We start from the raw sequence: 24,440 nt of genomic DNA, 5'->3' as shown, positions 1-24,440 counted from the left end.
CAAAGGCTGTGGAACGAAGGATCGGTCGGATAGACGCCCGAGGGGCGCGCATCCTACACCGGCGGTTAACCAGTCGTACAACTGACGGGAAAATGCCTGACATTGGGCAGCCGTCTCTGACTTAAGTTCTTACACTTGTCGCTTGCAGCTTAAAACTTGTCGCTGCGTAGTCCTATAATGCGCGCCGGTTTTTGGGGTAATGGTCATGAGTACAGAAGATCCGCGGTTTGCAGGCATCGCCCGGTTGTATGGCATCGAGGGCCTGGAACGCTTGCGCGCCGCCCATGTGGCGATCGTCGGCGTTGGTGGCGTCGGTTCCTGGGCGGCGGAAGCCATGGCCCGTTGCGGGGTGGGCGAGATCTCGCTGTTCGACCTTGATGACGTCTGCGTCAGTAATGCCAACCGTCAGTTGCACGCCTTGGACAGCACTGTCGGCAAACCCAAGGTCGAGGTGATGGCCGAGCGCCTGCGCGGGATCAACCCCGATTGCACGGTGCACGCCGTGGCCGATTTCGTCACCCGCGACACCATGGCCGAATACATCACGCCGAACATCGACTGCGTGATCGACTGCATCGATGCGGTGAACGCCAAAGCGGCGCTGATCGCCTGGTGCAAACGCCGCAAGATCCAGATCATTACCACCGGCGGCGCGGGCGGGCAGATCGACCCGACGCTGATTCAGGTTTGCGACTTGAACCGCACCTTCAACGATCCGCTGGCCTCGAAAGTCCGTTCGACGTTGCGCCGGGACTACGGCTTCTCCCGCACCGTGACCCGTCACTACAGCGTGCCGTGTGTGTTTTCCACCGAACAGCTGCGCTACCCGAAACCGGATGGCAGCATTTGTCTGCAGAAAAGTTTTGTCGGCGACGGCGTGAAGCTCGACTGCGCCGGCGGGTTTGGCGCGGTGATGATGGTTACCGCGACATTTGGCATGGTCGCGGCGACCAAGGCTGTGGACAAGATTGTGGCGGGGGTGCGGCGCCCTTCGGACCGAGTAAAACCTCAGGTTTGAACGGTGAGGCTGATGACCTCATCGCTGGCAAGCCAGCTCCCACAGGTATTGGGTAAGTTCAGTGCATCTATGAACACCACCGAGCCCTGTGGGAGCTGGCTTGCCAGCGATGGCGATTAACCGGCCAGCTCATTCATCCGCTGGAGCACCGCATTCAGGCCATTACTGCGCGAAGGCGACAACTGCCGCGACAAGCCCAACTGATTGAACCACTGCGGCAAATCCACCTGCTGCAACTCCACCGCCGACAAGCCATTGACCCGCAACAGCAGCAACGCCACCAACCCGCGAATCATCCGCGCATCGCTGCTTGCCTTGAACTGCCAGTGCCCGTCGCGCAAATCCCCGACCAGCCACACCTGGCTCTCACAGCCATGCACCCGATTGGCCTCGCACTTTTGCGCGTCATCCAGCGTCGGCAAGCGATCGCCAAACTGCATCAGCAGCCGCGCGCGCTGTTCCCAGCCCGCCGCATTGTGAAACGTCTGCAGCGCTTCGGCCGCTTCCACCGGCAGGCTCATCGCAACAACTCCAGCGCCTGATCCAGCGCCTCGAAAAAGCGCTCCAGATCTTCCGAGTCGTTATACAGCGCCAGCGACACGCGAATCGCGCCAGCCAGTTCGAAGCTTTTCATCAGCGGCATGGCGCAGTGATGCCCCGCGCGTACGGCAATGCCTTGTTCGGTGAGCAGATGCGCCAGATCAGCGTTGTGCACGCCTTCGACGACAAAACTGGCCAGCGCCAATTGCGGCTTGCCGAGCAAGCGAATGCCATTGCGGGCGGCGAGGCCGCGCAACAGATAGTCGTGCAGCGCCGCTTCATGGGCAGATACGGCGTCCTGATCCAAACCGGCCAAGTAGTCGAGGGTCGCTCCGAGGCCGATGACACTGGCGATTGGCGGTGTGCCAGCCTCGAACCCCAACGGCGCCGGGCGAAAGCGCGAATCCTGATAGTTGGCGTCCAGCACCATCTCGCCGCCGAACTGCCATGGCTGCAATTGCTCCAGCGCAGCGTTGCGTCCGAACAGTACGCCCAGGCCCTCAGGCCCGTAGAGCTTGTGGCTGGAAAACACATAGAAGTCGCAACCCAGCGCCTGCACATCATGCCGGCCGTGCACCACGCCTTGCGCGCCATCGACTACCGTCAGCGCGTTCTGCGCCTTGGCCATGCCGAGCAAAGCGGTCAGCGGTTGCCAGGCACCAAGGACGTTGGACAGCTGACTGACTGCCAGCAAACGCGTGCGCGGGCCGATCAGATGCACGGCAGCGGCGAGGTCGATCAGGCCGTCGGCATCCAGCGGCAGGATCACCAGTTTCAGGTTGCGGCGTTGCGCCAGTTGCTGCCACGGCAACAGGTTGGCGTGATGCTCCAGAGCGCTGATGACAATCTCATCGCCCGGCTCGAACAAATGTTCAAGACCGTAAGCCAGCAGATTCAAGGCACTGGTGGCGCCGTGCGTGAAAATTATCTGCCCGCTGTCACCGGCATTCAGCCATTGACCAACCTTGCGCCGGCTGTCTTCGAACGCTTGCGTCGCGTGAGCACCGGGCAGGTGTTGCGCACGATGCACATTGGCCGCGCCGTTGGCGTAGTAATGCGTCAGTGCGTCGAGCAGGGCCTGGGGTTTTTGCGTGGTGGCGGCGTTGTCCAGATAGGTCTGGTCTTGCCGTTGCAGGGCGGCGATGGCCGGGAAATCGGCGCGCCAAGGGGAGGGGATCATCATGGGTTCAGCCCTGTGAAATTGGGCGGGGTGTACGCCAAACCTCGTGGGAGCGAGCCTGCTCGCGAAGGCGTTTCTTGGATACGCCAAAAGCTTCGCGAGCAGGCTCGCTCCCACAGGAGGTCGATGTGCTGCTTAGTTGTGAGCGTGCAGCGCTTCGTTCAGTTCGATCGCCGATTTGTGGGTCTTGCATTCCACAGCACCGGTTTCCGAATTGCGCCGGAACAGAAGATCAGTCTGACCGGCCAGCTCACGTGCTTTCACAACCTTGACCAGATTGTTGTTTTCGTCGAGCAGCGCAACCTTGGTGCCAGCGGTCACGTACAGGCCCGACTCGACAGTGTTGCGGTCGCCCAATGGAATACCGATACCGGCGTTGGCGCCGATCAGGCAGCCTTCACCGACCTTGATCACGATGTTGCCGCCGCCCGACAGGGTGCCCATGGTCGAGCAACCGCCGCCCAGGTCCGAACCCTTGCCGACGAATACGCCAGCGGAAACGCGGCCTTCGATCATGCCCGGGCCTTCGGTGCCGGCGTTGAAGTTGATGAAGCCTTCGTGCATGACGGTGGTGCCTTCGCCGACATAGGCGCCCAGACGCAGACGTGCAGCATCAGCGATACGCACGCCGGCCGGTACCACGTAGTCGGTCATTTTCGGGAATTTATCTACCGAGAACACTTCCAGCAGTTCGCCGCGCAGACGCGCTTCGAGTTGCATTTCCGCCAGTTCGCTCAAATCGATCGCGCCCTGGCTGGTCCACGCCACGTTCGGCAGCAGCGGGAAGATACCGGCGAGGCTGACGCCGTGCGGCTTGACCAGACGGTGCGAGAGCAGATGCAGTTTGAGGTAGGCCTCGGGCGTGGAGGTCAGTTGCGCGTCTTCGGCCAGCAGCGTGGCAACCAACGGCTTGTGGCTTTCAGCCAGGCGGGTCAGCAGCTTGCCTTGCACGGCGTCGATGCCTTTCACGGCTTCAGCCAGTTGCGCGGCCTGGGCGGTGGTGAAGGTGATGGCCTGGTTGCCTTCGGTGTAACCGAGGATCGGCGCGACCGCTGCGACCAGTTCGGCCGAAGGATTGAGCAGCGGCTGGGCGTAGAACACTTCCAGCCATGCGCCTTGACGATTCTGGGTGCCGACACCAAAGGCGATGCTGAACAGGGAATTGGACATGTGAATACCTCTACAAAGAGTGACGGGCTGCTTACTTCAGAGCGGCCGCGTAGATATCTGGCTTGAAGCCAATCAGGGTTCGGTCACCGAGATCGAGCACCGGGCGCTTGATCATCGAGGGTTGTGCGAGCATCAGTTCGATGGCTTTCGCTTGGTCGAGATCGGCTTTGCGTTCGTCGTCGAGTTTGCGAAAGGTCGTGCCGGCGCGGTTCAGCACGGTTTGCCAGCCGTGCTCGTCGCACCATTGGGTCAGGTGCTCACGGTCAATGCCGGCGGTCTTGTAATCGTGAAAGTCATAACTGACAGCGTGTTCATCGAGCCAGGTGCGCGCCTTTTTCATGGTGTCGCAGGCTTTGATGCCGAAAAGGTGCAACGTTTTACTTGAAACGGCCAAGGAATCGCCCCCTTTACAGGTGCTGGAAAAAATGGTGACGGATTATGCCATGACCGGACGGTTTCGCGGCGCCTCAGGTCGATTTGGCAATGCAAAACCCTGTGGGAGCGAGCCTGCTCGCGAAGAGGTCATATCAGTCAATACCTCTGTTCGCTGAACGACCGCTTTCGCGAGCAGGCTCGCTCCCACAAGGGGGTCGCGTTCCGGTCGTGCGACATAGGTGCAACGGTCAGCCACAGCCTAAGGCGCTAATATGGCAGTTCAACGCTGTCGATCGCCTGAGATTTCCGTTTTATGCAAACTGCTTACACCGTCCTGATCCTGCTGATGCTGGTCAGCGTCTCGCGCTTGGTCGGGCGGGTTATCCCGCTGCCATTGCCGCTGGTGCAAATCGCCGCCGGTGCCTTGCTCGCCTGGCCGACCCTGGGGCTGCACGTCGCCCTCGACCCGGAATTGTTCCTGTTTCTGTTCCTGCCGCCGCTGCTGTTTTCCGATGGCTGGCGCATGCCCAAACGCGCCTTCTGGCAATTGCGCGGACCGATCCTGACCCTGGCCGTCGGCCTTGTTCTGTTCACCGTGGTCGGTGCCGGCTATTTCATTCATTGGCTGTTGCCGACGATTCCGCTGCCGGTGGCCTTCGCCCTTGCAGCGGTTTTGTCACCGACGGACGCCGTAGCGGTTTCAGCGATTTCGCAGAACCGTCTCCCCACGCCGCTGATGCACATCCTCCAGGGCGAGGCGCTGATGAATGACGCCTCAGGCCTGGTGACCTTCAAATTCGCCCTCGCTGCAGCGGTCACGGGCGTGTTTTCGCTGACCAATGCCAGTCTGACCTTCGTCGCGGTGGCGCTCGGAGGCCTGGCTGTGGGTGTAGCGTTGAGCTGGCTGGTCGGGCGCCTGCGCGCGTGGATGATCGCCCGGGGCTGGGACGATCCGGCCACTCACGTGGTGTTCATGTTGCTGCTGCCGTTCGCCGCTTACGTACTGGCTGAACGTCTGGGCGCTTCGGGCATTCTTTCGGCGGTGGCGGCGGGGATGATGCAAAGCTGGCTCGACCTGCTGCCGCGTCAGACCAGCACGCGATTGCTTAATCGCAGCGTCTGGGCGCTGCTCGAATTTGCGTTCAATGGCTTGATCTTCCTGCTGCTTGGCCTGCAATTGCCAGACATCATCAAGGCTGTGGTCAGCCATGAGCCGACGCTGTGGCCGACGTTGTTCTATCGCTGCCTCGATGTATTGGCGATTTTCGTCGCGCTGGTGCTGCTGCGGTTCATCTGGGTGCAGAGCATCTGGCGCTTGTCGGTGTTGCTGCGCCGACTGCGCGGCAAGGGCGAGCTGACCCAAGTGCCGACGGCGCGTTCATGCTGGTTGCTGACGGTGGGCGGTGTGCGCGGGGCGGTGACGCTGGCAGGCGTGATGTCGGTGCCGATGCTGATCGGCGCCGAGGCTTTTCCTGAGCGCGACTTGCTGATCTTCATTGCTGCCGGGGTGATTCTGCTGTCGCTGGTCTCGGCCTGTATCGCGCTGCCCTTGCTGCTGCGCGGCATCGACAAAAGCCCAGACGACAAGCGTCGTCAGGAAGTGCGCGATGCCTGGCGCAAGACGGCGGAAGCGGCGATTCACTCGCTGGAAACCGAAGAAGTCGTCCCACAGGATGCCGCTCAAGCAGCGCTGGCAGCGGAGCTCAAGGCGCGGATCATGTCCGAATATCGCCATCAACTTGATGTGTTCAATGATTCTGCCGAGGCTCAGGCGCTGGCATTCCAGATGGATCTGCTTGAGCGTCGCCTGCGTTTGAAAGCGCTGCGCGCGCAACGCCTGGAACTCTACAGCCTCAGTCGTCAGCACCAGATCGGTGATGACGTGTTGCGAGAAGTGCTCGGCGAACTGGATTTGAGCGAGGCCAATCTGGGCCAGGTCAAATAGCCGGTTGAGCGCTTGCAGCAGGGGCTGCCGCAAGCGCTCTGTGATCACTTCTGGCGGGTGATGAAGTCACGAATCCGTTCGGCGGCTTCGACGCATTCCGCCAGCGGCGCAACCAGTGCCATACGCACACGGCCGGCGCCAGGATTGACGCCATCGACATCGCGAGACAGATACGAGCCCGGCACCACGGTCACGTGTTCCTGCTCGAACAGATCGCGGCAGAACGCCGCATCATCGCCCTGCACATTCGGCCACAGATAGAAGCTGCCATCCGGGCGCTGTACGTCCATGACCGGGCTGAGAATGTTCAGCACCGCATCGAACTTCTCGCGATACAGCGCACGGTTGGCGCGCACATGCACTTCGTCATTCCACGCGGCAACGCTGGCCAGTTGAGTCTGTACCGGCATCGCGCAGCCGTGGTAAGTGCGATAGAGCAGGAAGCCCTTGAGGATGTCGGCATCGCCGGCAACGAAGCCTGAGCGCAGGCCCGGCAGGTTGGAGCGCTTGGACAGGCTGTGAAAGACCACGCAGCGCTTGAAGTCATTGCGGCCCAGTTCGACGCAGGCGCTGAGCAGGCCCGGCGGCGGGGTTTGCTCGTCGAAGTACAGTTCGCTGTAGCACTCGTCGGCGGCAATCACGAAGTCGTACTGATCGGCGAGGGCGATCAACTTCTTCAAGGTCTCGACCGGAATCAGCGCGCCGGTCGGATTGCCCGGCGAGCACAGGAACAGGATCTGGCAGCGCTGCCAGATCTCCGGCGCTACCGCGTCGAAGTCCGGGTTGAAGCCATTTTCATCCAGGCACGGCAGGTAATGCGGCTTGGCCCCGGCGAGAAACGCCGCGCCTTCGTAGATCTGATAGAACGGGTTGGGGCTGACCACCAGCGCATCGTCGCCACGATTGACCACGGTCTGGGTGAAGGCGAACAGCGCTTCACGGGTGCCGTTGACCGGCAGCACGTTTCGCGCCGGATCGATCCAGCCGTTCGGCACGCCAAAACGACGCTCGCACCAGCCAGCGATGGCTTCGCGCAGGGCCGGAATGCCGAGGGTAGTCGGGTACACCGCCATCTGATCCAGATTGTTCGCCAGCGCTTCGGCGACAAAACTCGGCGAACGGTGTTTCGGCTCGCCGATCGACAGGGCGATCGGGCGTTTGTCCGGGTTCGGCGTAACGCTGCCGAGCAGGGCGCGGAGCTTTTCGAACGGGTACGGCTGGAGCTGGTTCAGAGCGTTGTTCATTGGGGCCTCTTTTAAATGCTCAAGAGCTTTCTGTGGCGAGGGGCTTTATCCCCGTTGGGCTGCGCAGCGGCCCCAAAACCATCACTGCGGTTCAACTGAATGTCCGCATACACAGGTTTTACGACTGCTTCGCAGCCGAACGGGGATAAATCCCCTCGCCACAGGGGATTGTATGTACCGGAGGAAAGCATGGGCTGCATTCACAGGGATAAACGGGTGATTCAGATACTGATCCGCGAAAGTTTGATATCCGGTTCCTGATTGACGCTCAGCTGTTCGACGATCGCATCCTGCAAACGGCTGCACAGCAGCGGATCGGACAGCGGCTGGTTATGCGCGTCGGTGATGAAGAACACGTCTTCCACACGTTCGCCCAGGGTCGCAATCTTGGCGTTCTGCAGCGACAGGTCGAACTCGAGGAAAATCCCTCCGACCCGCGCCAGCAGGCCTGGTCGGTCAGGCGCCGTCAGTTCCAGCACGGTCACCGGACGCTGGGCGTCGTTGTGAATGGTGACCTGCGGCGCAAAGGCGAAATGCTTGAGCTGGCGCGGCACACGGCGCTGGATGATCGTTGGGTAGTCGTCCGGGTTGCGCAGCGCTTCGGTGAGGCCTTCGCGGATCTGCTTGATCCGCGCCGGGTTGTCGCCGATCGATTCGCCTTCGTTGTCGAGCACGATGTAGGTGTCGAGGGTGAACTGGCTGCTCGAGGTGATGACCCGGGCATCGTGAATGTTCAGGTTGAGCTGGTCCATCGCCGCCACGGTCACGGCGAAGAAGTCGTGCTGGTCCGGTGCATAAATGAAGATCTGCGTGCCGCCCTCGAACTCGCGCTGGGTGGTTTCCTTGATCAGCACCAGCGGCCCGCCATCCACCGGTTGCTGCAGGATCGCATCGCTGTGCCAGGCGACGTCGCCGGCGGTGTGGCGCAGGAAATAGTCATCGCCCAATTGCGCCCACAGCTGCTCGACGTCGTCCGGGTCGGTGCCGCCGCGCACCAGAATGTCCAGCGCGGCGCTCTGCGTCTGGCGGATCTGCTCTTCGCGATCCACCGGATTTTCCAGACCCCGGCGCAGGGCTCGTTTGGTCTCGGTGTAGAGCTGGCGCAACAGGCTGGCGCGCCATGAATTCCACAGCGTCGGATTGGTCGCGTTGATGTCGGCCACGGTCAGCACATAGAGATAGTCGAGGCGTGTTTCGTCGCCGACCGCCTGGGCGAAATCGTGGATCACCTGCGGGTCGGACAGATCCTTGCGCTGCGCAGTGGTGGACATCACCAGGTGGTTCTGCACCAGCCAGACGATCAGGCGGCTGTCCCACACCGGCAACTGATGGCGCTGGCAGAACGCCTCGGCATCGACCGCGCCAATCTCCGAGTGATCGCCATGCCGGCCCTTGCCGATGTCGTGATACAGACCGGCCATGTAGATCAGCTCAGGTTTGGGCAGCTTGGCCATGAGCTTGGCGGCCAGCGGAAATTTCTCCGAGACCTGGGTGTACTGCAGTTTGCGCAGGTGCTTGATCAGGTTCAGCGTGTGCGCATCGACCGTATAGATGTGGAACAGGTCGTGCTGCATCTGCCCGACGATAAAACCGAACTCCGGCAGATAACGGCCGAGAATGCCGTAACGGTTCATCCGCCGCAGATTGCGGTGGATACCGATCTTGCACTTGAACAGCTCGATGAACAGGCTGGTGTTGCGGATATCGTTACGGAAGTTGTCGTCGATCAGATGACGATGTTCGCGCAGCAGACGAATGGTGTCGGCGCGCACGCCTTTGATTTCCGGCTGCTGGGCCATCAGCACGAAAATTTCCAGCATGGCGAACGGCGTGCGGCGGAACACATTGTCATTGCGCGCCTCGATGTAGCCGTCATGCAACTGGAAGCGCGAGTTGATCGGTTGCGGCGGCGCTTCGTCTTCCGGGGCGAGGATGACTTCCTCGAAGTGCTGGATGATCAGATCGCTCAGTTGGGCGATGCTCATCACGGTGCGGAAATACTGCTGCATGAAGTTTTCGACCGCCTGTTTGGCGTCGTCTCCTTCAAAGCCAAGCAGGCCGGCAATGGTGCGTTGATGATCGAACAGCAAGCGGTCTTCGGAGCGGCCGGCGAGCATGTGTAAGGCATAGCGCACTTTCCACAGAAATTCCTGGGACGAGGCGAGCAGGGCGTTTTCGCTTTCGACCAGAAAGCCTTCTCCAGCGAGGGCGCGCAGGTTCAGGGTGCCGTACTGACGGCGGGCCACCCAGAGGATCGTCTGAATGTCACGCAGACCGCCGGGCGAGCCTTTGACGTTCGGTTCGAGGTTGTATTCGGTGTCGTTGTATTTGTGATGACGAGCCTTCTGCTCGGCTCGCTTGGCCAGGAAGAACTCCTTGGCCGGCCACATGTGCGCGGTGCTGGTGACGTCGAGCATGCGCTGGCGCAGACGCTCGGGGCCGCAGATGGTGCGGCTTTCCATCAGGTTGGTGACCACGGTCAGGTCGGCGCGGGCCTCTTCGGCACACTCATCGACCGAGCGCACGCTCTGGCCGACTTCCAGACCGATGTCCCACAATAGCGTCAGAAAACGCTCGATGGAGTCGCGGAAAACTTCGTGGTCAGCGCTGTCGAGCAGGATCAGCAGATCAATGTCGGAATAGGGATGCAGCTCGCCGCGACCGTAGCCGCCTACCGCCACCAGGGCGATGTCGGCGTCTTCGCTCCAGTTGAACTGCTCCCAGGCCTTTTGCAGGATGTTGTCGACAAACCAGGCGCGGTCTTCGATCAGGCGGCGGATGTCGCGGCCCTTGCGAAAACGCGTGTCGAGAACCTCGCGGGCCTGGCGGATCGCCTTCTTGAACGCCGCGATGGGACTCGCTTTGAGGGCCAGTTCAGCCTGGAACTGGCCGCGGTCGAAGAGTTCGGGATCCACCTGCGGCATCGATTGGCTTTCCTTCTATAGGCTGGGAGCGTTCTGGGTGTCAGGCCGAGATGCGCGCGATGGTGTCATCGCTGCGCAAAGTGAAAATCTCGTAGCCGGTGTCGGTGACCAGCAGGGTGTGTTCCCACTGTGCCGAGAGCTTGCGGTCCTTGGTAATCGCGGTCCAGCCGTCGCCGAGCACCTTGGTGTCGGCCTTGCCCTGGTTGATCATCGGCTCGATGGTGAAGGTCATGCCGGCCTTCAGTTCCATGCCAGTGCCGGCGCGACCGTAGTGCAGGATCTGCGGCTCTTCGTGGAAGACCTTGCCGATACCGTGGCCGCAGAACTCACGCACCACTGAGAAACCGTTCTTTTCCGCGTGCTTCTGGATCACTTCACCGATGTCGCCGAGGCGGCAGCCGGGTTTGACGATCTCGATGGCCTTGTACATGCATTCCTGGGTGACCTGCGACAGGCGCTCGGCCCAGACCGGTACCTCGCCGACGTGGAACATGCGGCTGGTGTCGCCGTGGTAGCCGTCCTTGATCACTGTGACGTCGATGTTCAGGGTGTCGCCGTTTTTCAGCGGCTTGTCATTCGGGATGCCGTGGCAGACCACATGGTTGATCGAAGTGCAGATCGACTTCGGGTAGCCCTTGTAGTTGAGCGGGGCAGGGATGGCCTGCTGCACGTTGACGATGTAGTCGTGGCAAATCTGGTTGAGCTGATCAGTGGTCACGCCCGGTTTGACTTGTTCGGCAATCATTTCCAGCACATCGGCGGCCAGTTTGCCGGCGACACGCATGCCAGCGATGTCCTCGGGGGTTTTGAGGTTGACGGTCATACAGGCTCTCTCTGCGCTCGGCGGCGCTTACGGATACGAATTGGGTGGCAAGCGTACATTTTGCGACCCTGAAAAACGCGATTCTACCAGACGGGAGGCGCAAATCCGCGCCTGCATGTCTGGCTTGTGTCTATACAATGGAGCCCATCGAGCCGATTCCAAGGGGGCTGCGCCCATGTCACTGGTGCGAATACAGATTCCGGGTTCCGTTTCTGCGCACCCTGTGGTATAAAATGCGCCGCTTTCCGGGGATGCCCCGAAAAGCTTAAATCCACACACGTGTCGACACGATGACCTGGGTGCCTTGGGCTTTATGCCTCTGGTTGGTCATTGGGATACGTGGAGGCCAAACCCGACTTATCAAGGAACTATCATGTCCCAAGTCAACATGCGCGATATGCTGAAGGCCGGTGTGCACTTCGGTCACCAAACCCGTTACTGGAATCCGAAAATGGGTAAGTACATTTTCGGCGCGCGTAACAAGATTCACATCATCAACCTTGAAAAAACCCTGCCAATGTTCAACGAAGCTCTGACTTTCGTAGAGCGTCTGGCCCAGGGCAAAAACAAGATTCTGTTCGTCGGCACCAAGCGTTCCGCTGGCAAGATCGTTGCTGAAGAAGCAGCACGTTGCGGTTCGCCGTACGTCGATCACCGCTGGTTGGGCGGCATGCTGACCAACTTCAAGACCATTCGTGCTTCCATCAAGCGTCTGCGTGACCTTGAAGTTCAAGCCGAAGACGGTACTTTCGCCAAGCTGACCAAGAAAGAAGCGCTGATGCGCTCCCGTGATCTTGAGAAGCTGGATCGTTCGCTGGGCGGCATCAAGGACATGGGCGGTCTGCCAGACGCACTGTTCGTGATCGACGTTGACCACGAGCGCATCGCGATCACCGAAGCCAACAAGCTGGGCATCCCGGTCATCGGCGTTGTCGATACCAACAGCAGCCCGGAAGGCGTTGACTACATCATCCCAGGCAACGATGACGCCATCCGCGCTATCCAGCTGTACATGGGTTCGATGGCTGACGCAGTTATCCGCGGTCGCAACAACGTTGCTGGCGGTACTGTTGAATTCGCAGCTGAAGAAACTCAGGCTGCAGCTGAGTAATCGACGCCCCTGGCGTTGACTCAGTAAGCAAAAAGGGGCTTGGCCCCTTTTTGCCACCTCGAAAACCATTTGTCGGCGCCCACGTCTGTATTTGTCATGTGCGGCAGCCAACATGGGTGGTTCGGGAAGAATTGAACGCCCGTTCGATCGGGTGGAATGGTTGAAAACCTATCCAAGAGGAATTTGAAAATGGCAGCAATTACTGCAGCGTTGGTCAAAGAACTGCGCGAGCGTACCGGCGAAGGCATGATGGATTGCAAGAAAGCCTTGGAAAAGGCTGACGGCGACATCGAAAAAGCCATTGATGACATGCGTGCTTCGGGCGCCATCAAGGCTGCGAAAAAAGCTGGCAACGTTGCCGCTGAAGGCGCAATCGCCATCAAATCGAATGACAAGGCAGCCGTGCTGCTGGAAGTCAACTCGCAGACCGACTTCCTGGCCCTGCAAGACGATTTCAAGAACTTCGTTGCTGCCAGCGTAGAAAAAGCTTTCGACGAAAAACTGACCGACGCAGCTCCGCTGATCGCCGCTCAGGAAACGGCTCGTGAAGCGCTGGTTGCCAAGGTCGGCGAGAACGTCAACATCCGTCGTCTGGTACGCGTAGAAGGTGACGTTGTCGGCACCTACCTGCACGGTAACAAGATCGGTGTTGCTGTTGTCCTGAAAGGCGGTGACGTCGAGCTGGCCAAAGACATCGCTATGCACGTTGCTGCAAGCAACCCTGAGTTCCTGCTGCCTTCGCAAGTCTCCGACGAAGCGATCGAGCGTGAGAAAGCTGTGTTCCTGCAGCTGAACGAAGAAAAGATCAAAGGCAAGCCAGAAAACATTGTTGAGAACATGGTCAAAGGCCGTATCAGCAAGTTCCTGGCAGAAGCGAGCCTGGTCGAGCAGGCGTTCGTCAAGAACCCTGAAGTCAAGGTTGGCGAGCTGGCCAAGAAAGCCGGCGCTGAAATCGTTTCCTTCACTTACTTCAAAGTAGGCGAAGGCATCGAGAAGCCGGTCGACAACTTCGCTGAAGAAGTTGCTGCCCAGCTGGCTGCCGCCAAGCAATAAGACGGTTTTTCAACTGTCGCCCGAAAGAGGCTGCCCGCTAACGCGCGCAGCCTCTTTTCAGATGGGGTACCAATTTTTTATTTGGTTTCCACCCGGAACTGACTTACAAAGCCATGTTCCGATGGCGCTGCAGCAGCGCCAAGCTAGAGTGAACGCCAGCTGTAAACAGCTCGCAAAGAATTTTAAATACGCCGCAGGAGAGATTCGCAATGGCTCAGCAGGGCAGTGGTTATCAGGCTCGCTATAAACGCATTCTACTCAAGCTTAGCGGCGAGGCCCTGATGGGCTCGGAAGAGTTCGGGATCGATCCGAAGGTGCTGGATCGCATGGCGCTGGAAGTCGGCCAACTGGTCGGCATCGGCGTGCAGGTCGGTCTGGTCATCGGCGGTGGCAACCTGTTCCGTGGCGAAGCCCTGAGCAAGGCCGGGATGGATCGGGTCACGGGCGACCACATGGGCATGCTGGCCACTGTGATGAACGCCCTGGCCATGCGCGATGCGCTGGAACGTGCCAATATCTCGGCCATCGTCATGTCGGCCATTTCCATGGTCGGTGTGACCGATCACTACGATCGCCGCAAAGCCATGCGTCACCTGAACTCCAAAGACGTCGTGATCTTCGCGGCCGGTACCGGCAATCCGTTCTTCACCACGGATTCGGCAGCCTGCCTGCGTGCAATCGAAATCGACGCCGACGTTGTGCTCAAGGCCACCAAGGTTGATGGCGTGTACACCGCAGACCCGTTCAAAGACCCGCATGCCGAGAAGTTCGATCATCTGACTTATGATGAAGTACTGGATCGCAAGCTGGGCGTAATGGATCTGACTGCCATCTGCCTGTGCCGCGATCACAAGATGCCGCTGCGCGTATTCAACATGAACAAGCCCGGCGCCCTGCTGAACATCGTGCACGGCGGCGCTGAAGGGACTTTGATCGAGGAAGGCCAACAATGATCAACGAAATCAAGAAAGACGCCCAAGCGCGTATGCAGAAATCCCTGGAATCTCTGAACCACGCGTTCGGCCAGATTCGTACCGGCAAGGCTCACCCGAGCATCCTCGGCAGCGTCATGGTGCCTTACTACGGCACTGACACTCCGCTGAGCGGCGTTGCCAACGTCACCGTGAAAGATTCGCGCACCCTGCAGGTCGTGGCCTTCGAGCGCAACATGCTCGCTGCCGTCGACAAGGCAATCCAGAGCGCCGGTCTGAACCTCAACCCGACCAACCTGGGCGAGTTGCTGTTGATCCCGATGCCTGCCCTTACCGAAGAAACGCGCAAAGGCTTCACCAAGCAGGCCCGCAGTGCAGCCGAAGACGCGCGCGTAGCCGTGCGCAACATCCGTCGCGATGCCTTGGGCGAGTTGAAAAAACTGGTCAAGGACAAGGAAATCAGCGAAGACGAAGAGCGTCGTGCCATCGCCGATATCGACAAGCTGACCAAAGAATCCGAGGCCCAGATCACCAAGGCCACGGACGAGAAAGAAAAAGACCTGATGGCCGTATAAGGGTCGAGCTTTAAATGGACAAGACCAAGCAGACTGCGCCGTCCGCGGTGCCGCGCCATGTCGCGATCATCATGGATGGCAATAATCGCTGGGCGAAAAAACGCTTTATGCCGGGTGTCGCCGGGCATAAAGCGGGCGTGGATGCTGTGCGGGCGGTGATCGAGGTGTGCGCTGAGGCCAAGGTCGAAGTCCTGACCCTGTTCGCCTTCTCCAGTGAAAACTGGCAGCGCCCGGCCGATGAAGTCAGTGCCTTGATGGATCTGTTCTTCAAGGCGCTGCGTCGTGAGGCCAAGCGTCTCAACGACAACAACATCAGCCTGCGCATCATTGGCGATCGCTCGCGCTTCCACCCTGAGCTTCAGGCGGCGATGCGCGAGGCCGAGGCCATGACGGTCGGTGCCAACCGCTTTGTCCTGCAGATCGCCGCCAACTATGGCGGTCAGTGGGATATCGCTCAGGCCGCGCAGCGTCTGGCGCGTGAAGTCCAGGCCGGGCACTTGCGCCCGGAGGACATTACCCCGGATCTGCTGCAGACCTGTCTGGCGACCGGCGATCTGCCGTTGCCTGACCTGTGCATCCGTACCGGTGGCGAGCATCGCATCAGCAACTTCCTGCTGTGGCAGCTGGCCTACGCCGAGCTGTACTTCTCCGACCTGTTCTGGCCGGACTTCAAACACGACGCCATGCGCACTGCGCTGGCCGATTTCGCTTCGCGCCAGCGTCGTTTCGGTAAAACGAGCGAACAGGTCGAAGCTGGAGCCCGGGTTTAATGCTTAAACAACGAATCATCACTGCACTGATCCTGCTGCCGATCGCCTTGTGCGGGTTTTTCCTGCTCAAAGGTGCCGGCTTCGCGCTGTTCATCGGTCTGGTAGTCAGTCTCGGTGCGTGGGAATGGGCGCGTCTGGCCGGCTTCACCGCACAATCGTTCCGCGTCGGCTTTGCCGCTGTGGTCGCCCTGATGCTGTTCGTCATGTATGTGCTGCCGGGCCTTGCGCCTTGGGTGCTCGGTGCATCGGTGATCTGGTGGGCGATTGCGACTTATCTGGTGCTGACGTATCCACGCTCCAGCGCGCACTGGTCCACTGCGGCAACCAAACTGCTGATTGGTCTGCTGATCCTGCTGCCTGCGTGGCAGGGTCTGGTGCAGATCAAGCAGTACCCGCTGGGTAACTGGTTGATCATGGCGGTGATGGTGTTGGTCTGGGGTGCGGACATCGGTGCTTACTTTTCCGGGCGCAAGTTCGGCAAGCGCAAGCTCGCGCCGCAGGTCAGCCCGGGCAAGAGCTGGGAAGGCGTGTACGGTGGTCTGGCTCTGAGTCTGGTGATCACTGCGATCGTCGGGCTGGTGCGCGACTGGACCGTGGCCGAGCTGCTCAAAGGCCTGATCGGCGCTGCAGTGATCGTCTTCATTTCCGTGGTCGGTGACCTTACCGAAAGCATGTTCAAGCGCCAATCCGGCATCAAGGACAGCAGTAATCTGCTGCCCGGGCATGGTGGCGTGCTGGATCGCATCGACAGCCTGACCGCAGCCATTCCGGTGTTCGCCGTATTGCTCTGGATGGCCGCACCGTGAGTCGTCCCCAGCAGATTACGGTGTTGGGTGCGACCGGTTCGATCGGTCTGAGCACCCTTGATGTGATTGCGCGTCATCCTGAGCGTTATCAGGTTTTCGCATTGAGTGGTTTCACGCGCCTCAGTGAGTTGTTCGCCTTGTGCGTGCGTCATGTGCCGCAGTTTGCCGTGGTGCCTGAAGTGGCCGCAGCGCGCGGTTTGCAGGATGACTTGCGTGCAGCCGGTTTGCCGACTCGCGTCCTGGTAGGCGAGGAGGGCCTGTGTCAGGTTGCCTCCGCGCCCGAAGTCGATGCAGTAATGGCGGCCATCGTCGGTGCGGCCGGGCTGCGTCCGACACTGGCGGCGGTCGAGGCGGGCAAGAAGATTCTGCTGGCCAATAAAGAAGCGCTGGTGATGTCCGGCGCTCTGTTCATGCAGGCCGTGCGCAAAAGCGGTTCGGTACTGCTGCCGATCGACAGCGAACACAATGCGATTTTTCAATGCATGCCAGCGGATTTCGCCCGCGGCTTGAGCTCGGTGGGTGTGCGGCGGATTTTGCTGACGGCCTCTGGCGGGCCTTTCCGGCAGACACCGATGTCCGAGCTGGCGAATGTTTCGCCTGAGCAGGCGTGTGCACATCCGAACTGGTCCATGGGGCGCAAGATCTCCGTGGATTCAGCGAGCATGATGAACAAGGGCCTGGAACTGATCGAAGCCTGCTGGTTGTTCGATGCCAGGCCGGCTCAGGTCGAAGTGGTGATCCATCCGCAGAGCGTGATCCATTCTCTGGTGGATTACGTCGATGGCTCGGTGCTGGCGCAATTGGGCAATCCCGACATGCGCACCCCGATCGCCAATGCCCTGGCCTGGCCGGAGCGTATCGATTCCGGCGTACCGCCACTGGATCTGTTCGCCATTGCACGACTGGATTTCGAAGCGCCCGATGAAAGCCGTTTCCCCTGTCTGCGTTTGGCCCGTCAGGCGGCCGAAGCTGGCGACAGCGCGCCGGCGATGCTTAACGCGGCCAATGAAGTGGCAGTTGCAGCGTTTCTCGACGGACGGGTTCGCTACCTGGAAATCGCGAGTATCATCGAGGAAGTCTTGAATCTGGAGCCGGTGGTGGCGCTGAACGATCTGGATGCCGTATTTACGGCGGACGCGAAAGCGCGATTGCTGGCCGAGCAATGGTTGAGTCGGCACGGCCGATAGTTTTTGCAACACAACGGCGACACGCGACACTGAACAGGATTGCGGAGAAAGTAGATGAGCGCGCTCTATATGATTGCCGGCACCCTGATCGCCCTGGGTGTGCTGGTCACCTTCCACGAATTCGGCCACTTCTGGGTCGCGCGTCGCTGTGGCGTCAAGGTTCTGCGTTTTTCCGTGGGCTTCGGCATGCCGCTGCTGCGCTGGCATGACAAGCAAGGCACTGAGTTCGTGGTCGCCGCGATTCCGCTGGGCGGCTACGTCAAGATGCTCGACGAGCGCGAAGGCGAAGTGCCGGTCGACCAGCTCGATCAATCGTTCAACCGCAAATCGGTACGTCAGCGTATCGCCATTGTTGCTGCCGGCCCGATTGCCAACTTCCTGCTGGCGCTGGTGTTTTTCTGGGTGCTGGCGATGCTCGGCAGCGAGCAGGTGCGGCCGGTCATCGGCGCGGTCGAGTCTGGCAGCATTGCCGCCAAGGCTGGTCTGAACGCGGGTCAGGAGATCGTCTCGATCGATGGCGAGCCAACGTCCGGTTGGGCTGCGGTCAATTTGCAACTGGTGCGTCGTCTCGGTGAAAGCGGTGCCATTCAATTGCTGGTGCGCGAGCAGGGTTCTACTGCCGAGTCGCCCCGCACGCTGGCACTGGATAACTGGCTCAAAGGTGCCGACGAGCCGGATCCGATCCGCTCGCTGGGCATTCGTCCTTGGCGTCCGGCCTTGCCGCCGGTGCTTGCCGAGCTGGACCCGAAAGGTCCGGCCCAGGCCGCCGGGCTGAAAACCGGCGATCGCTTGCTGGCTCTTGATGGTCAGCCGCTGAGTGACTGGCAGCAGGTGGTTGATACCGTTCGTACGCGTCCTGATACCAAAATCATGCTGCGCATCGAGCGCGACAATGCTCAAATCGACGTCCCTGTGACCCTGGCGGCGCGCGGTGAAAGCAAATCGCCAAGCGGTTATCTGGGCGCTGGCGTCAAAGCCATCGACTGGCCACCGGAAATGATCCGCGAAGTCAGCTATGGCCCGCTGGCCGCGATTGGCGAGGGTGCCCGTCGCACTTGGACCATGAGCATTCTGACGCTGGATTCACTGAAGAAAATGCTGTTCGGCGAGCTCTCGGTAAAAAACTTGAGTGGACCGATAACCATTGCTAAAGTGGCGGGCGCTTCTGCCCAGTCGGGCGTCGCTGATTTCCTGAATTTCCTTGCTTATCTGAGTATTAGCCTGGGCGTTCTGAATTTGCTGCCCATTCCTGTACTGGATGGGGGGCATTTGTTGTTTTATCTGATCGAGTGGGTGCGTGGTCGCCCCTTGTCGGATCGGGTGCAAGGTTGGGGGATACAGATCGGTATCAGTTTGGTGGTCGGGGTGATGTTGCTTGCTCTGGTCAACGATCTGGGTCGACTGTAACGCTTCGCTGAATTGCGAATCTGCCGCATTTTGCGGCAGTTTGTTTATTGCCAGTTGGAATAAGAAAGGACTTCATGAAACGTCTGCTGCTAACTGCGGTTCTCACCGTATTGATGATCGCCGAAGTTCACGCCGAGTCCTTCACTATCTCTGATATTCGCGTCAATGGCCTCCAGCGGGTCTCCGCGGGTAGCGTCTTTGGTGCCTTGCCGTTGAACGTCGGCGAGCAGGCGGATGATCGTCGCCTGGTGGAATCCACTCGTGCGTTGTTCAAAACCGGTTTCTTTCAAGATATCCAGCTGGGCCGCGAAGGCAACGTTCTGGTCATCACCGTGGTCGAGCGTCCATCGGTCGCCAGTATCGAGATCGAAGGCAACAAGGCGATCTCTACTGAAGACCTGATGAAAGGCCTCAAGCAATCCGGTCTGGCCGAAGGCGAAATCTTCCAGCGCGCCACCCTCGAGGGTGTGCGTAACGAACTGCAACGTCAGTACGTCGCCCAGGGTCGCTACTCGGCAACCGTTGACACCGAAGTGGTTTCGCAGCCGCGTAACCGCGTGGGTCTGAAGGTGAAGATCAACGAAGGTACCGTTGCCGCCATTCAGCACATCAACGTGGTAGGCAATACGGTTTTCCCTGAGGAAGACCTGACCGACCTGTTCGAACTGAAAACCACCAACTGGCTGTCGTTCTTCAAGAACGATGACAAATATGCCCGTGAAAAACTTTCCGGTGACCTGGAGCGTCTGCGTTCCTACTATCTGGACCGCGGCTATATCAACATGGACATCGCTTCGACCCAGGTATCGATTACCCCGGACAAGAAGCACGTCTACATTACTGTCAACGTCACCGAAGGCGAGAAGTACACCGTTCGTGACGTCAAGCTCAGCGGTGACCTGAAAGTCCCTGAAGACCAGATCAAGTCGCTGTTGCTCGTGCAGAAGGGCCAGGTGTTCTCGCGCAAGCTGATGACCACCACCTCCGAGCTGATCACCCGTCGTCTGGGTAACGAAGGCTACACATTCGCCAACGTCAACGGCGTGCCTCAGCCGCACGATGATGACCACACTGTGGACATCCTCTTCGCTGTCGATCCGGGCAAGCGTGCCTACGTAAACCGCATCAATTTCCGTGGCAACACCAAGTCCGAGGACGAAGTGCTGCGTCGTGAAATGCGTCAAATGGAAGGTGGCTGGGCTTCGACCTACCTGATCGACCAGTCCAAGACCCGTCTGGAGCGCCTGGGCTTCTTCAAGGAAGTCAACGTTGAAACCCCGGCGGTGCCTGGCGTCGACGACCAGGTTGATGTGAACTACGCCGTTGAAGAACAGGCTTCCGGTTCGATCACCGCCAGCGTTGGTTTCGCCCAGAGCGCCGGTCTGATCCTCGGTGGTTCGATCACCCAGAACAACTTCTTGGGTACCGGTAACCGCGTCAGCATCGGCCTGACCCGCAGCGAATACCAGAGCCGCTACAACTTCGGCTACGTTGACCCCTACTGGACCGCCGACGGCGTGAGCCTGGGTTACAACGCGTTCTATCGCACCACCGACTACGATGAACTCGATGCCGATATTTCCAGCTATGCGGTAGACAGCCTCGGTGCGGGCGTGAACGTCGGCTACCCGATCAGCGAAACATCGCGTCTGACCTTCGGTCTGTCTGCCCAGCAGGACAAGATCAACACCGGTCGCTATACCGTTGACGAGATTTTCGACTTCGTCGAGAAGGAAGGCGACAACTACCTGAACTTCAAGGCCTCGGCCGGTTGGTCCGAGTCGACCCTGAACAAAGGCGTGTTGCCGACCCGTGGTCGTTCCCAGAGCCTGACCCTGGAAACCACCATTCCTGGCAGCGACCTGTCGTTCTTCAAACTTGACTACCGTGGTCAGCTGTTCCAGCCGATCACCGAAAACTACACACTGCGCCTGCACTCCGAACTCGGTTATGGCGATGGTTACGGTTCGACCGATGGTCTGCCGTTCTATGAAAACTACTATGCCGGTGGTTTCAACTCGGTTCGTGGCTTCAAGGACAGCACCCTCGGCCCGCGCAGTACGCCGAGCCGTGGTAACAACCCTGGCACTATCGCTGACCCGGACCAGGATCCACTGCCGTTCGGTGGTAACGTCCTGATCCAGGGCGGTGTAGAAGTTCTGTTCCCGCTGCCATTCGTCAAGGATCAGCGTTCCCTGCGTACTTCGGTCTTCTGGGATGTCGGTAACGTGTTTGACTCGCAGTGCAAGGACACTACGAACGCCAATGGTTCCTCGTCCAACACCAAGTGCAACGACATCAGCCTGAGCAACATGGCCAGTTCCGTAGGTGTCGGCGTGACCTGGGTCACCGCACTGGGTCCGTTGAGCTTCGCCCTGGCGATGCCGATCAAGAAACCGGATGACGCTGAAACTCAAGTGTTCCAATTCTCCCTCGGCCAGACGTTCTAAGCGTCTGACCCAAGATAACGACAATGGATTTTGTAGGAGTGCATCGTGCGTAAGTTGACTCAATTGGTTCTCCTGGCCTCCGTACTGGTGGCAGGCCCGGCGTTCGCCGACATGAAAATTGCCGTGCTGAACTATCAGATGGCTCTGCTGGAATCCGACGCGGCGAAGAAGTACGCGGTGGATGCAGAGAAGAAGTTCGGTCCGCAACTGACCAAGCTGAAAACCCTGGAAAGCAGCGCCAAAGGCATTCAGGACCGTCTGATGGCCGGTGGCGACAAAATGCAGCAGGGCGAGCGTGAGCGTCTGGAGCTGGAATTCAAGCAAAAGGCTCGTGACTTCCAGTTCCAGTCCAAGGAACTGAATGAAGCCAAAGCCGTTGCCGACCGTGAAATGCTCAAGCAACTGAAGCCGAAACTGGACAGTGCCGTGGAAGAAGTCATCAAGAAAGGTGGTTTTGACCTGGTGTTCGAGCGTGGCGCAGTCATCGATGTCAAACCTCAGTACGACATCACGCGCCAGGTTATCGAGCGCATGAATCAGCTGAAGTAACCCATGACCGTGACTATCAGGCTCGGCCAGTTGGCCGAGCACCTCGGCGCCACCCTGCGTGGCGACCCCGAGACGCAAATTACTGGGCTAGCCACTTTGCAAGAGGCTGGCCCAGCTCAGTTGAGCTTTCTGGCAAATCCCCAATACCGCAAATACCTGGCCGGTTCTCAGGCAGCTGCACTGCTGCTCAAGGAAGCCGACGCCGAAGGTTTCGCCGGTAATGCCTTGGTGGTGCCGGATCCTTACCTGGCCTACGCACGCATCTCGCATCTGTTCGATCCAAAGCCAAAAGCGGCTGGCGGGATTCATCCGACAGCGGTGATCGCGGCGGACGCAGTGGTTGATCCAAGTGCCAGCATCGGTCCGTTCGTGGTGATCGAAGCCGGTGCACGCATCGCTGCACAGGTCACGCTGGGCGCGCATTGCGTAGTCGGCGCGCGCAGCGAAATCGGTGAAGGCGGCTGGCTGGCTCCGCGCGTCACGCTCTATCACGATGTGCGCATCGGCAAGCGTGTGGTTATTCAGTCCGGCGCAGTGATCGGCGGTGAGGGCTTCGGCTTCGCCAACGAAAAAGGTGTCTGGCAGAAAATCGCCCAGATCGGTGGCGTGACCATCGGCGACGATGTCGAGATTGGCGTGAACACCGCCATCGACCGCGGCGCTCTGGCCGATACGGTGATTGGCAACGGTGTGAAGCTCGACAACCAGATTCAGATCGCGCACAACGTCCAGGTCGGTGATCACACCGCCATGGCTGCGTGCGTCGGCATTTCCGGCAGCACCAAGATCGGCAAGCACTGCATGCTCGCTGGCGGTGTAGGTCTAGTCGGCCACATTGATATTTGCGACAACGTTTTCCTGACCGGGATGACTATGGTGACTCACTCGATTACCGAGCCGGGCGCCTATTCTTCCGGCACAGCCATGCAACCGGCGGCCGAATGGCGCAAAAGCGCGGCCCGCATCCGTCAGCTCGATGACATCGCGCGACGGTTGAAACAGCTGGAAAAGCGCGTTGGGGAAGTGACCCCTGACGGTAATGCTTCATCTGATGGCTGATACCATTTCCATATCAAGTGTGCACAGCCTCTGGACTGCCTCCTTGATTTGCTAGAGGAGTGCGCGTCAGTCGCGCTCCCAATCTTTACATAGGCTTTCCCCTGAAATGATGGACATCAACGAGATTCGCGAATACCTGCCTCACCGTTACCCGTTCCTGCTGGTGGACCGGGTGGTGGAACTGGACACTGAAGGCAAGCGAATTCGCGCCTACAAGAATGTCAGCATCAATGAACCGTTCTTCAACGGTCACTTCCCTGCGCATCCAATCATGCCGGGCGTGCTGATCATCGAAGCGATGGCTCAGGCTGCCGGGATCCTCGGTTTCAAGATGCTCGACGTCAAACCGGCCGACGGCACCCTGTATTACTTCGTCGGTTCCGACAAGCTGCGCTTCCGCCAGCCAGTCAAGCCGGGCGATCAGTTGATCCTTGAAGCGACTTTCATCAGCTGCAAGCGCAAGATCTGGAAGTTCGAATGTCAGGCTTCGGTGGACGGCAAGCCGGTCTGCTCGGCAGAAATCATCTGCGCGGAACAGAAAGTATGAGTTTGATTGACCCTCGCGCAATCATCGATCCGTCCGCCGTTCTGGCTGACGGCGTCGAGGTCGGCCCGTGGTCGATCATCGGCGCAGGTGTGGAAATCGGCGAGGGTACCGTGATCGGGCCGCATGTGATCCTCAAGGGGCCGACCCGCATTGGTAAACACAATCGCATCTACCAGTTTTCTTCGGTAGGCGAAGACACCCCGGATCTGAAGTACAAAGGCGAGGAAACCCGCCTGGTGATCGGCGACCACAACGTTATTCGTGAAGGCGTGACCATTCACCGTGGCACCGTGCAGGACCGTTCGGAAACCACGCTGGGTGATCACAACCTGATCATGGCCTATGCCCACATCGGCCATGACAGCGTCATCGGCAATCACTGCATTCTGGTCAACAACACTGCGTTGGCCGGGCATGTACACGTTGACGACTGGGCGATCCTCTCCGGTTTTACCCTGGTGCATCAGTACTGCCACATCGGCGCCCACAGCTTTTCCGGCATGGGCACGGCGATCGGCAAGGACGTTCCGGCGTTCGTCACCGTATTCGGCAACCCGGCCGAAGCGCGCAGCATGAACTTCGAAGGCATGCGCCGTCGCGGTTTCAGCGAAGACGCGATTCATGCGCTGCGCCGCGCCTACAAGACTGTCTACCGCCAAGGCCTGACGGTCGAGCAGGCGCTGGCAGAGCTGGCAGAACCGTCTGCGCAGTTCCCTGAAGTCGCCGTGTTCCGCGATTCGATCCAGGCGTCGACTCGCGGCATCACCCGCTGATC

General features: G+C 59.6%; 22 protein-coding genes. 15 read left to right on the top strand and 7 right to left on the bottom strand.

All coding sequences use genetic code 11. The features are described from left to right. The first annotated feature begins 199 nt into the window (after positions 1 to 199). Complete coding sequence (tcdA, locus tag ACZZ0K_RS18490) at positions 200 to 1,018, top strand: tRNA cyclic N6-threonylcarbamoyladenosine(37) synthase TcdA (protein WP_150743265.1); 819 nt, start codon at positions 200 to 202, stop codon at positions 1,016 to 1,018. Between the two features lie 116 nt (positions 1,019 to 1,134). Here the strand turns inward: tcdA and ACZZ0K_RS18485 are convergent, their stop codons facing one another. From ACZZ0K_RS18485 to ACZZ0K_RS18470, 4 genes are all read right to left on the bottom strand, one after another. Then, positions 1,135 to 1,539 carry a SufE family protein gene (locus tag ACZZ0K_RS18485; protein WP_258707664.1) on the bottom strand — a complete coding sequence of 135 codons (405 nt, stop codon included), beginning with the start codon at positions 1,537 to 1,539 and terminating at the stop codon, positions 1,135 to 1,137. Further along, complete coding sequence (locus ACZZ0K_RS18480; RefSeq protein ID WP_056783198.1) at positions 1,536 to 2,741, bottom strand: aminotransferase class V-fold PLP-dependent enzyme; 1,206 nt, start codon at positions 2,739 to 2,741, stop codon at positions 1,536 to 1,538. Before ACZZ0K_RS18480 ends, ACZZ0K_RS18485 begins: the two co-directional genes overlap by 4 nt. A 132-nt stretch (positions 2,742 to 2,873) precedes the next feature. Continuing rightward, on the bottom strand, positions 2,874 to 3,908 hold the full coding sequence (gene dapD, locus ACZZ0K_RS18475; protein ID WP_041478134.1) for a 2,3,4,5-tetrahydropyridine-2,6-dicarboxylate N-succinyltransferase: 1,035 nt from the start codon (positions 3,906 to 3,908) through the stop codon (positions 2,874 to 2,876). Between the two features lie 31 nt (positions 3,909 to 3,939). Continuing rightward, positions 3,940 to 4,248, bottom strand: a complete 309-nt coding sequence (locus ACZZ0K_RS18470; RefSeq protein WP_050977860.1) for an arsenate reductase — start codon at positions 4,246 to 4,248, stop codon at positions 3,940 to 3,942. A gap of 348 nt (positions 4,249 to 4,596) precedes the next feature. Here ACZZ0K_RS18470 and ACZZ0K_RS18465 point away from each other — a divergent pair, with 348 nt between their 5' ends. Next, positions 4,597 to 6,228: a Na+/H+ antiporter gene (locus tag ACZZ0K_RS18465; RefSeq protein ID WP_041478133.1), complete on the top strand. Its 1,632-nt coding sequence runs from the start codon at positions 4,597 to 4,599 to the stop codon at positions 6,226 to 6,228. A gap of 44 nt (positions 6,229 to 6,272) precedes the next feature. Here the strand turns inward: ACZZ0K_RS18465 and dapC are convergent, their stop codons facing one another. The 3 genes from dapC to map form a co-directional block, all read right to left on the bottom strand. Further along, positions 6,273 to 7,472, bottom strand: coding sequence for a succinyldiaminopimelate transaminase (dapC, locus tag ACZZ0K_RS18460; RefSeq protein ID WP_252885442.1), 1,200 nt, complete (start codon positions 7,470 to 7,472; stop codon positions 6,273 to 6,275). Positions 7,473 to 7,693: 221 nt separating this feature from the next. After that, entirely contained in the window at positions 7,694 to 10,396 is a 2,703-nt protein-coding gene (locus ACZZ0K_RS18455; protein ID WP_041478131.1) for a [protein-PII] uridylyltransferase, read from the bottom strand. 40 nt (positions 10,397 to 10,436) lie between these two features. Beyond that, positions 10,437 to 11,219, bottom strand: a complete 783-nt coding sequence (gene map, locus ACZZ0K_RS18450; RefSeq protein ID WP_258707665.1) for a type I methionyl aminopeptidase — start codon at positions 11,217 to 11,219, stop codon at positions 10,437 to 10,439. A 373-nt stretch (positions 11,220 to 11,592) separates the two neighbouring features. Here map and rpsB point away from each other — a divergent pair, with 373 nt between their 5' ends. The 13 genes from rpsB to lpxA all read left to right on the top strand — a co-directional run bounded on the left by rpsB (position 11,593) and on the right by lpxA (position 24,438). Then, positions 11,593 to 12,330, top strand: coding sequence for a 30S ribosomal protein S2 (rpsB, locus tag ACZZ0K_RS18445; RefSeq protein ID WP_003222119.1), 738 nt, complete (start codon positions 11,593 to 11,595; stop codon positions 12,328 to 12,330). 189 nt (positions 12,331 to 12,519) lie between these two features. Then, positions 12,520 to 13,383 carry a translation elongation factor Ts gene (gene tsf, locus ACZZ0K_RS18440; protein ID WP_095180487.1) on the top strand — a complete coding sequence of 288 codons (864 nt, stop codon included), beginning with the start codon at positions 12,520 to 12,522 and terminating at the stop codon, positions 13,381 to 13,383. A gap of 209 nt (positions 13,384 to 13,592) precedes the next feature. Next, entirely contained in the window at positions 13,593 to 14,336 is a 744-nt protein-coding gene (gene pyrH, locus ACZZ0K_RS18435) for a UMP kinase (protein WP_003222124.1), read from the top strand. Then, positions 14,333 to 14,890, top strand: coding sequence for a ribosome recycling factor (gene frr / locus ACZZ0K_RS18430; protein WP_007954771.1), 558 nt, complete (start codon positions 14,333 to 14,335; stop codon positions 14,888 to 14,890). The genes pyrH and frr overlap by 4 nt, the downstream gene beginning before the upstream one ends. A gap of 14 nt (positions 14,891 to 14,904) precedes the next feature. Then, positions 14,905 to 15,660, top strand: a complete 756-nt coding sequence (gene uppS / locus ACZZ0K_RS18425; RefSeq protein WP_016771475.1) for a polyprenyl diphosphate synthase — start codon at positions 14,905 to 14,907, stop codon at positions 15,658 to 15,660. After that, the gene (locus ACZZ0K_RS18420) at positions 15,660 to 16,466 is read left to right on the top strand and encodes a phosphatidate cytidylyltransferase (protein ID WP_016771474.1); all 807 of its coding nucleotides are present in this window, start codon (positions 15,660 to 15,662) and stop codon (positions 16,464 to 16,466) included. Before uppS ends, ACZZ0K_RS18420 begins: the two co-directional genes overlap by 1 nt. Further along, complete coding sequence (ispC, locus tag ACZZ0K_RS18415; RefSeq protein ID WP_258707666.1) at positions 16,463 to 17,653, top strand: 1-deoxy-D-xylulose-5-phosphate reductoisomerase; 1,191 nt, start codon at positions 16,463 to 16,465, stop codon at positions 17,651 to 17,653. Before ACZZ0K_RS18420 ends, ispC begins: the two co-directional genes overlap by 4 nt. 54 nt (positions 17,654 to 17,707) lie before the next feature. Then, positions 17,708 to 19,060 (top strand): sigma E protease regulator RseP, encoded by a 1,353-nt coding sequence (gene rseP / locus ACZZ0K_RS18410; RefSeq protein ID WP_056783211.1) that lies wholly within the window; start codon positions 17,708 to 17,710, stop codon positions 19,058 to 19,060. A gap of 74 nt (positions 19,061 to 19,134) precedes the next feature. Beyond that, positions 19,135 to 21,510, top strand: coding sequence for an outer membrane protein assembly factor BamA (gene bamA / locus ACZZ0K_RS18405; RefSeq protein ID WP_041478127.1), 2,376 nt, complete (start codon positions 19,135 to 19,137; stop codon positions 21,508 to 21,510). Between the two features lie 45 nt (positions 21,511 to 21,555). After that, positions 21,556 to 22,059 (top strand): OmpH/Skp family outer membrane protein, encoded by a 504-nt coding sequence (locus tag ACZZ0K_RS18400; protein ID WP_003222140.1) that lies wholly within the window; start codon positions 21,556 to 21,558, stop codon positions 22,057 to 22,059. 3 nt (positions 22,060 to 22,062) lie between these two features. After that, positions 22,063 to 23,118, top strand: a complete 1,056-nt coding sequence (gene lpxD, locus ACZZ0K_RS18395; protein ID WP_056783213.1) for a UDP-3-O-(3-hydroxymyristoyl)glucosamine N-acyltransferase — start codon at positions 22,063 to 22,065, stop codon at positions 23,116 to 23,118. A gap of 106 nt (positions 23,119 to 23,224) precedes the next feature. Beyond that, positions 23,225 to 23,665: a 3-hydroxyacyl-ACP dehydratase FabZ gene (fabZ, locus tag ACZZ0K_RS18390; protein WP_016771469.1), complete on the top strand. Its 441-nt coding sequence runs from the start codon at positions 23,225 to 23,227 to the stop codon at positions 23,663 to 23,665. After that, positions 23,662 to 24,438, top strand: coding sequence for an acyl-ACP--UDP-N-acetylglucosamine O-acyltransferase (gene lpxA, locus ACZZ0K_RS18385; RefSeq protein WP_016771468.1), 777 nt, complete (start codon positions 23,662 to 23,664; stop codon positions 24,436 to 24,438). The genes fabZ and lpxA overlap by 4 nt, the downstream gene beginning before the upstream one ends. Positions 24,439 to 24,440: the final 2 nt, after the last annotated feature.

It is taken from the genome of Pseudomonas sp. AC255, from assembly GCF_979258175.1.
This window is presented reverse-complemented; position numbering and strand designations above follow the sequence as displayed.

Coding starts and splice junctions, on each gene's coding strand:
- fabZ (WP_016771469.1), top strand. CDS start 23,225: ATGATGGACATCAACGAGATTCGCGAATACCTGCCTCACCGTTACCCG.
- uppS (WP_016771475.1), top strand. CDS start 14,905: ATGGACAAGACCAAGCAGACTGCGCCGTCCGCGGTGCCGCGCCATGTC.
- dapC (WP_252885442.1), bottom strand. CDS start 7,472: ATGAACAACGCTCTGAACCAGCTCCAGCCGTACCCGTTCGAAAAGCTC.
- lpxA (WP_016771468.1), top strand. CDS start 23,662: ATGAGTTTGATTGACCCTCGCGCAATCATCGATCCGTCCGCCGTTCTG.
- rseP (WP_056783211.1), top strand. CDS start 17,708: ATGAGCGCGCTCTATATGATTGCCGGCACCCTGATCGCCCTGGGTGTG.
- rpsB (WP_003222119.1), top strand. CDS start 11,593: ATGTCCCAAGTCAACATGCGCGATATGCTGAAGGCCGGTGTGCACTTC.
- frr (WP_007954771.1), top strand. CDS start 14,333: ATGATCAACGAAATCAAGAAAGACGCCCAAGCGCGTATGCAGAAATCC.
- ACZZ0K_RS18420 (WP_016771474.1), top strand. CDS start 15,660: ATGCTTAAACAACGAATCATCACTGCACTGATCCTGCTGCCGATCGCC.
- ACZZ0K_RS18480 (WP_056783198.1), bottom strand. CDS start 2,741: ATGATGATCCCCTCCCCTTGGCGCGCCGATTTCCCGGCCATCGCCGCC.
- dapD (WP_041478134.1), bottom strand. CDS start 3,908: ATGTCCAATTCCCTGTTCAGCATCGCCTTTGGTGTCGGCACCCAGAAT.
- map (WP_258707665.1), bottom strand. CDS start 11,219: ATGACCGTCAACCTCAAAACCCCCGAGGACATCGCTGGCATGCGTGTC.
- tsf (WP_095180487.1), top strand. CDS start 12,520: ATGGCAGCAATTACTGCAGCGTTGGTCAAAGAACTGCGCGAGCGTACC.
- ACZZ0K_RS18470 (WP_050977860.1), bottom strand. CDS start 4,248: ATGAAAAAGGCGCGCACCTGGCTCGATGAACACGCTGTCAGTTATGAC.
- bamA (WP_041478127.1), top strand. CDS start 19,135: ATGAAACGTCTGCTGCTAACTGCGGTTCTCACCGTATTGATGATCGCC.
- lpxD (WP_056783213.1), top strand. CDS start 22,063: ATGACCGTGACTATCAGGCTCGGCCAGTTGGCCGAGCACCTCGGCGCC.
- tcdA (WP_150743265.1), top strand. CDS start 200: ATGGTCATGAGTACAGAAGATCCGCGGTTTGCAGGCATCGCCCGGTTG.
- ACZZ0K_RS18485 (WP_258707664.1), bottom strand. CDS start 1,539: ATGAGCCTGCCGGTGGAAGCGGCCGAAGCGCTGCAGACGTTTCACAAT.
- ACZZ0K_RS18455 (WP_041478131.1), bottom strand. CDS start 10,396: ATGCCGCAGGTGGATCCCGAACTCTTCGACCGCGGCCAGTTCCAGGCT.
- pyrH (WP_003222124.1), top strand. CDS start 13,593: ATGGCTCAGCAGGGCAGTGGTTATCAGGCTCGCTATAAACGCATTCTA.
- ACZZ0K_RS18465 (WP_041478133.1), top strand. CDS start 4,597: ATGCAAACTGCTTACACCGTCCTGATCCTGCTGATGCTGGTCAGCGTC.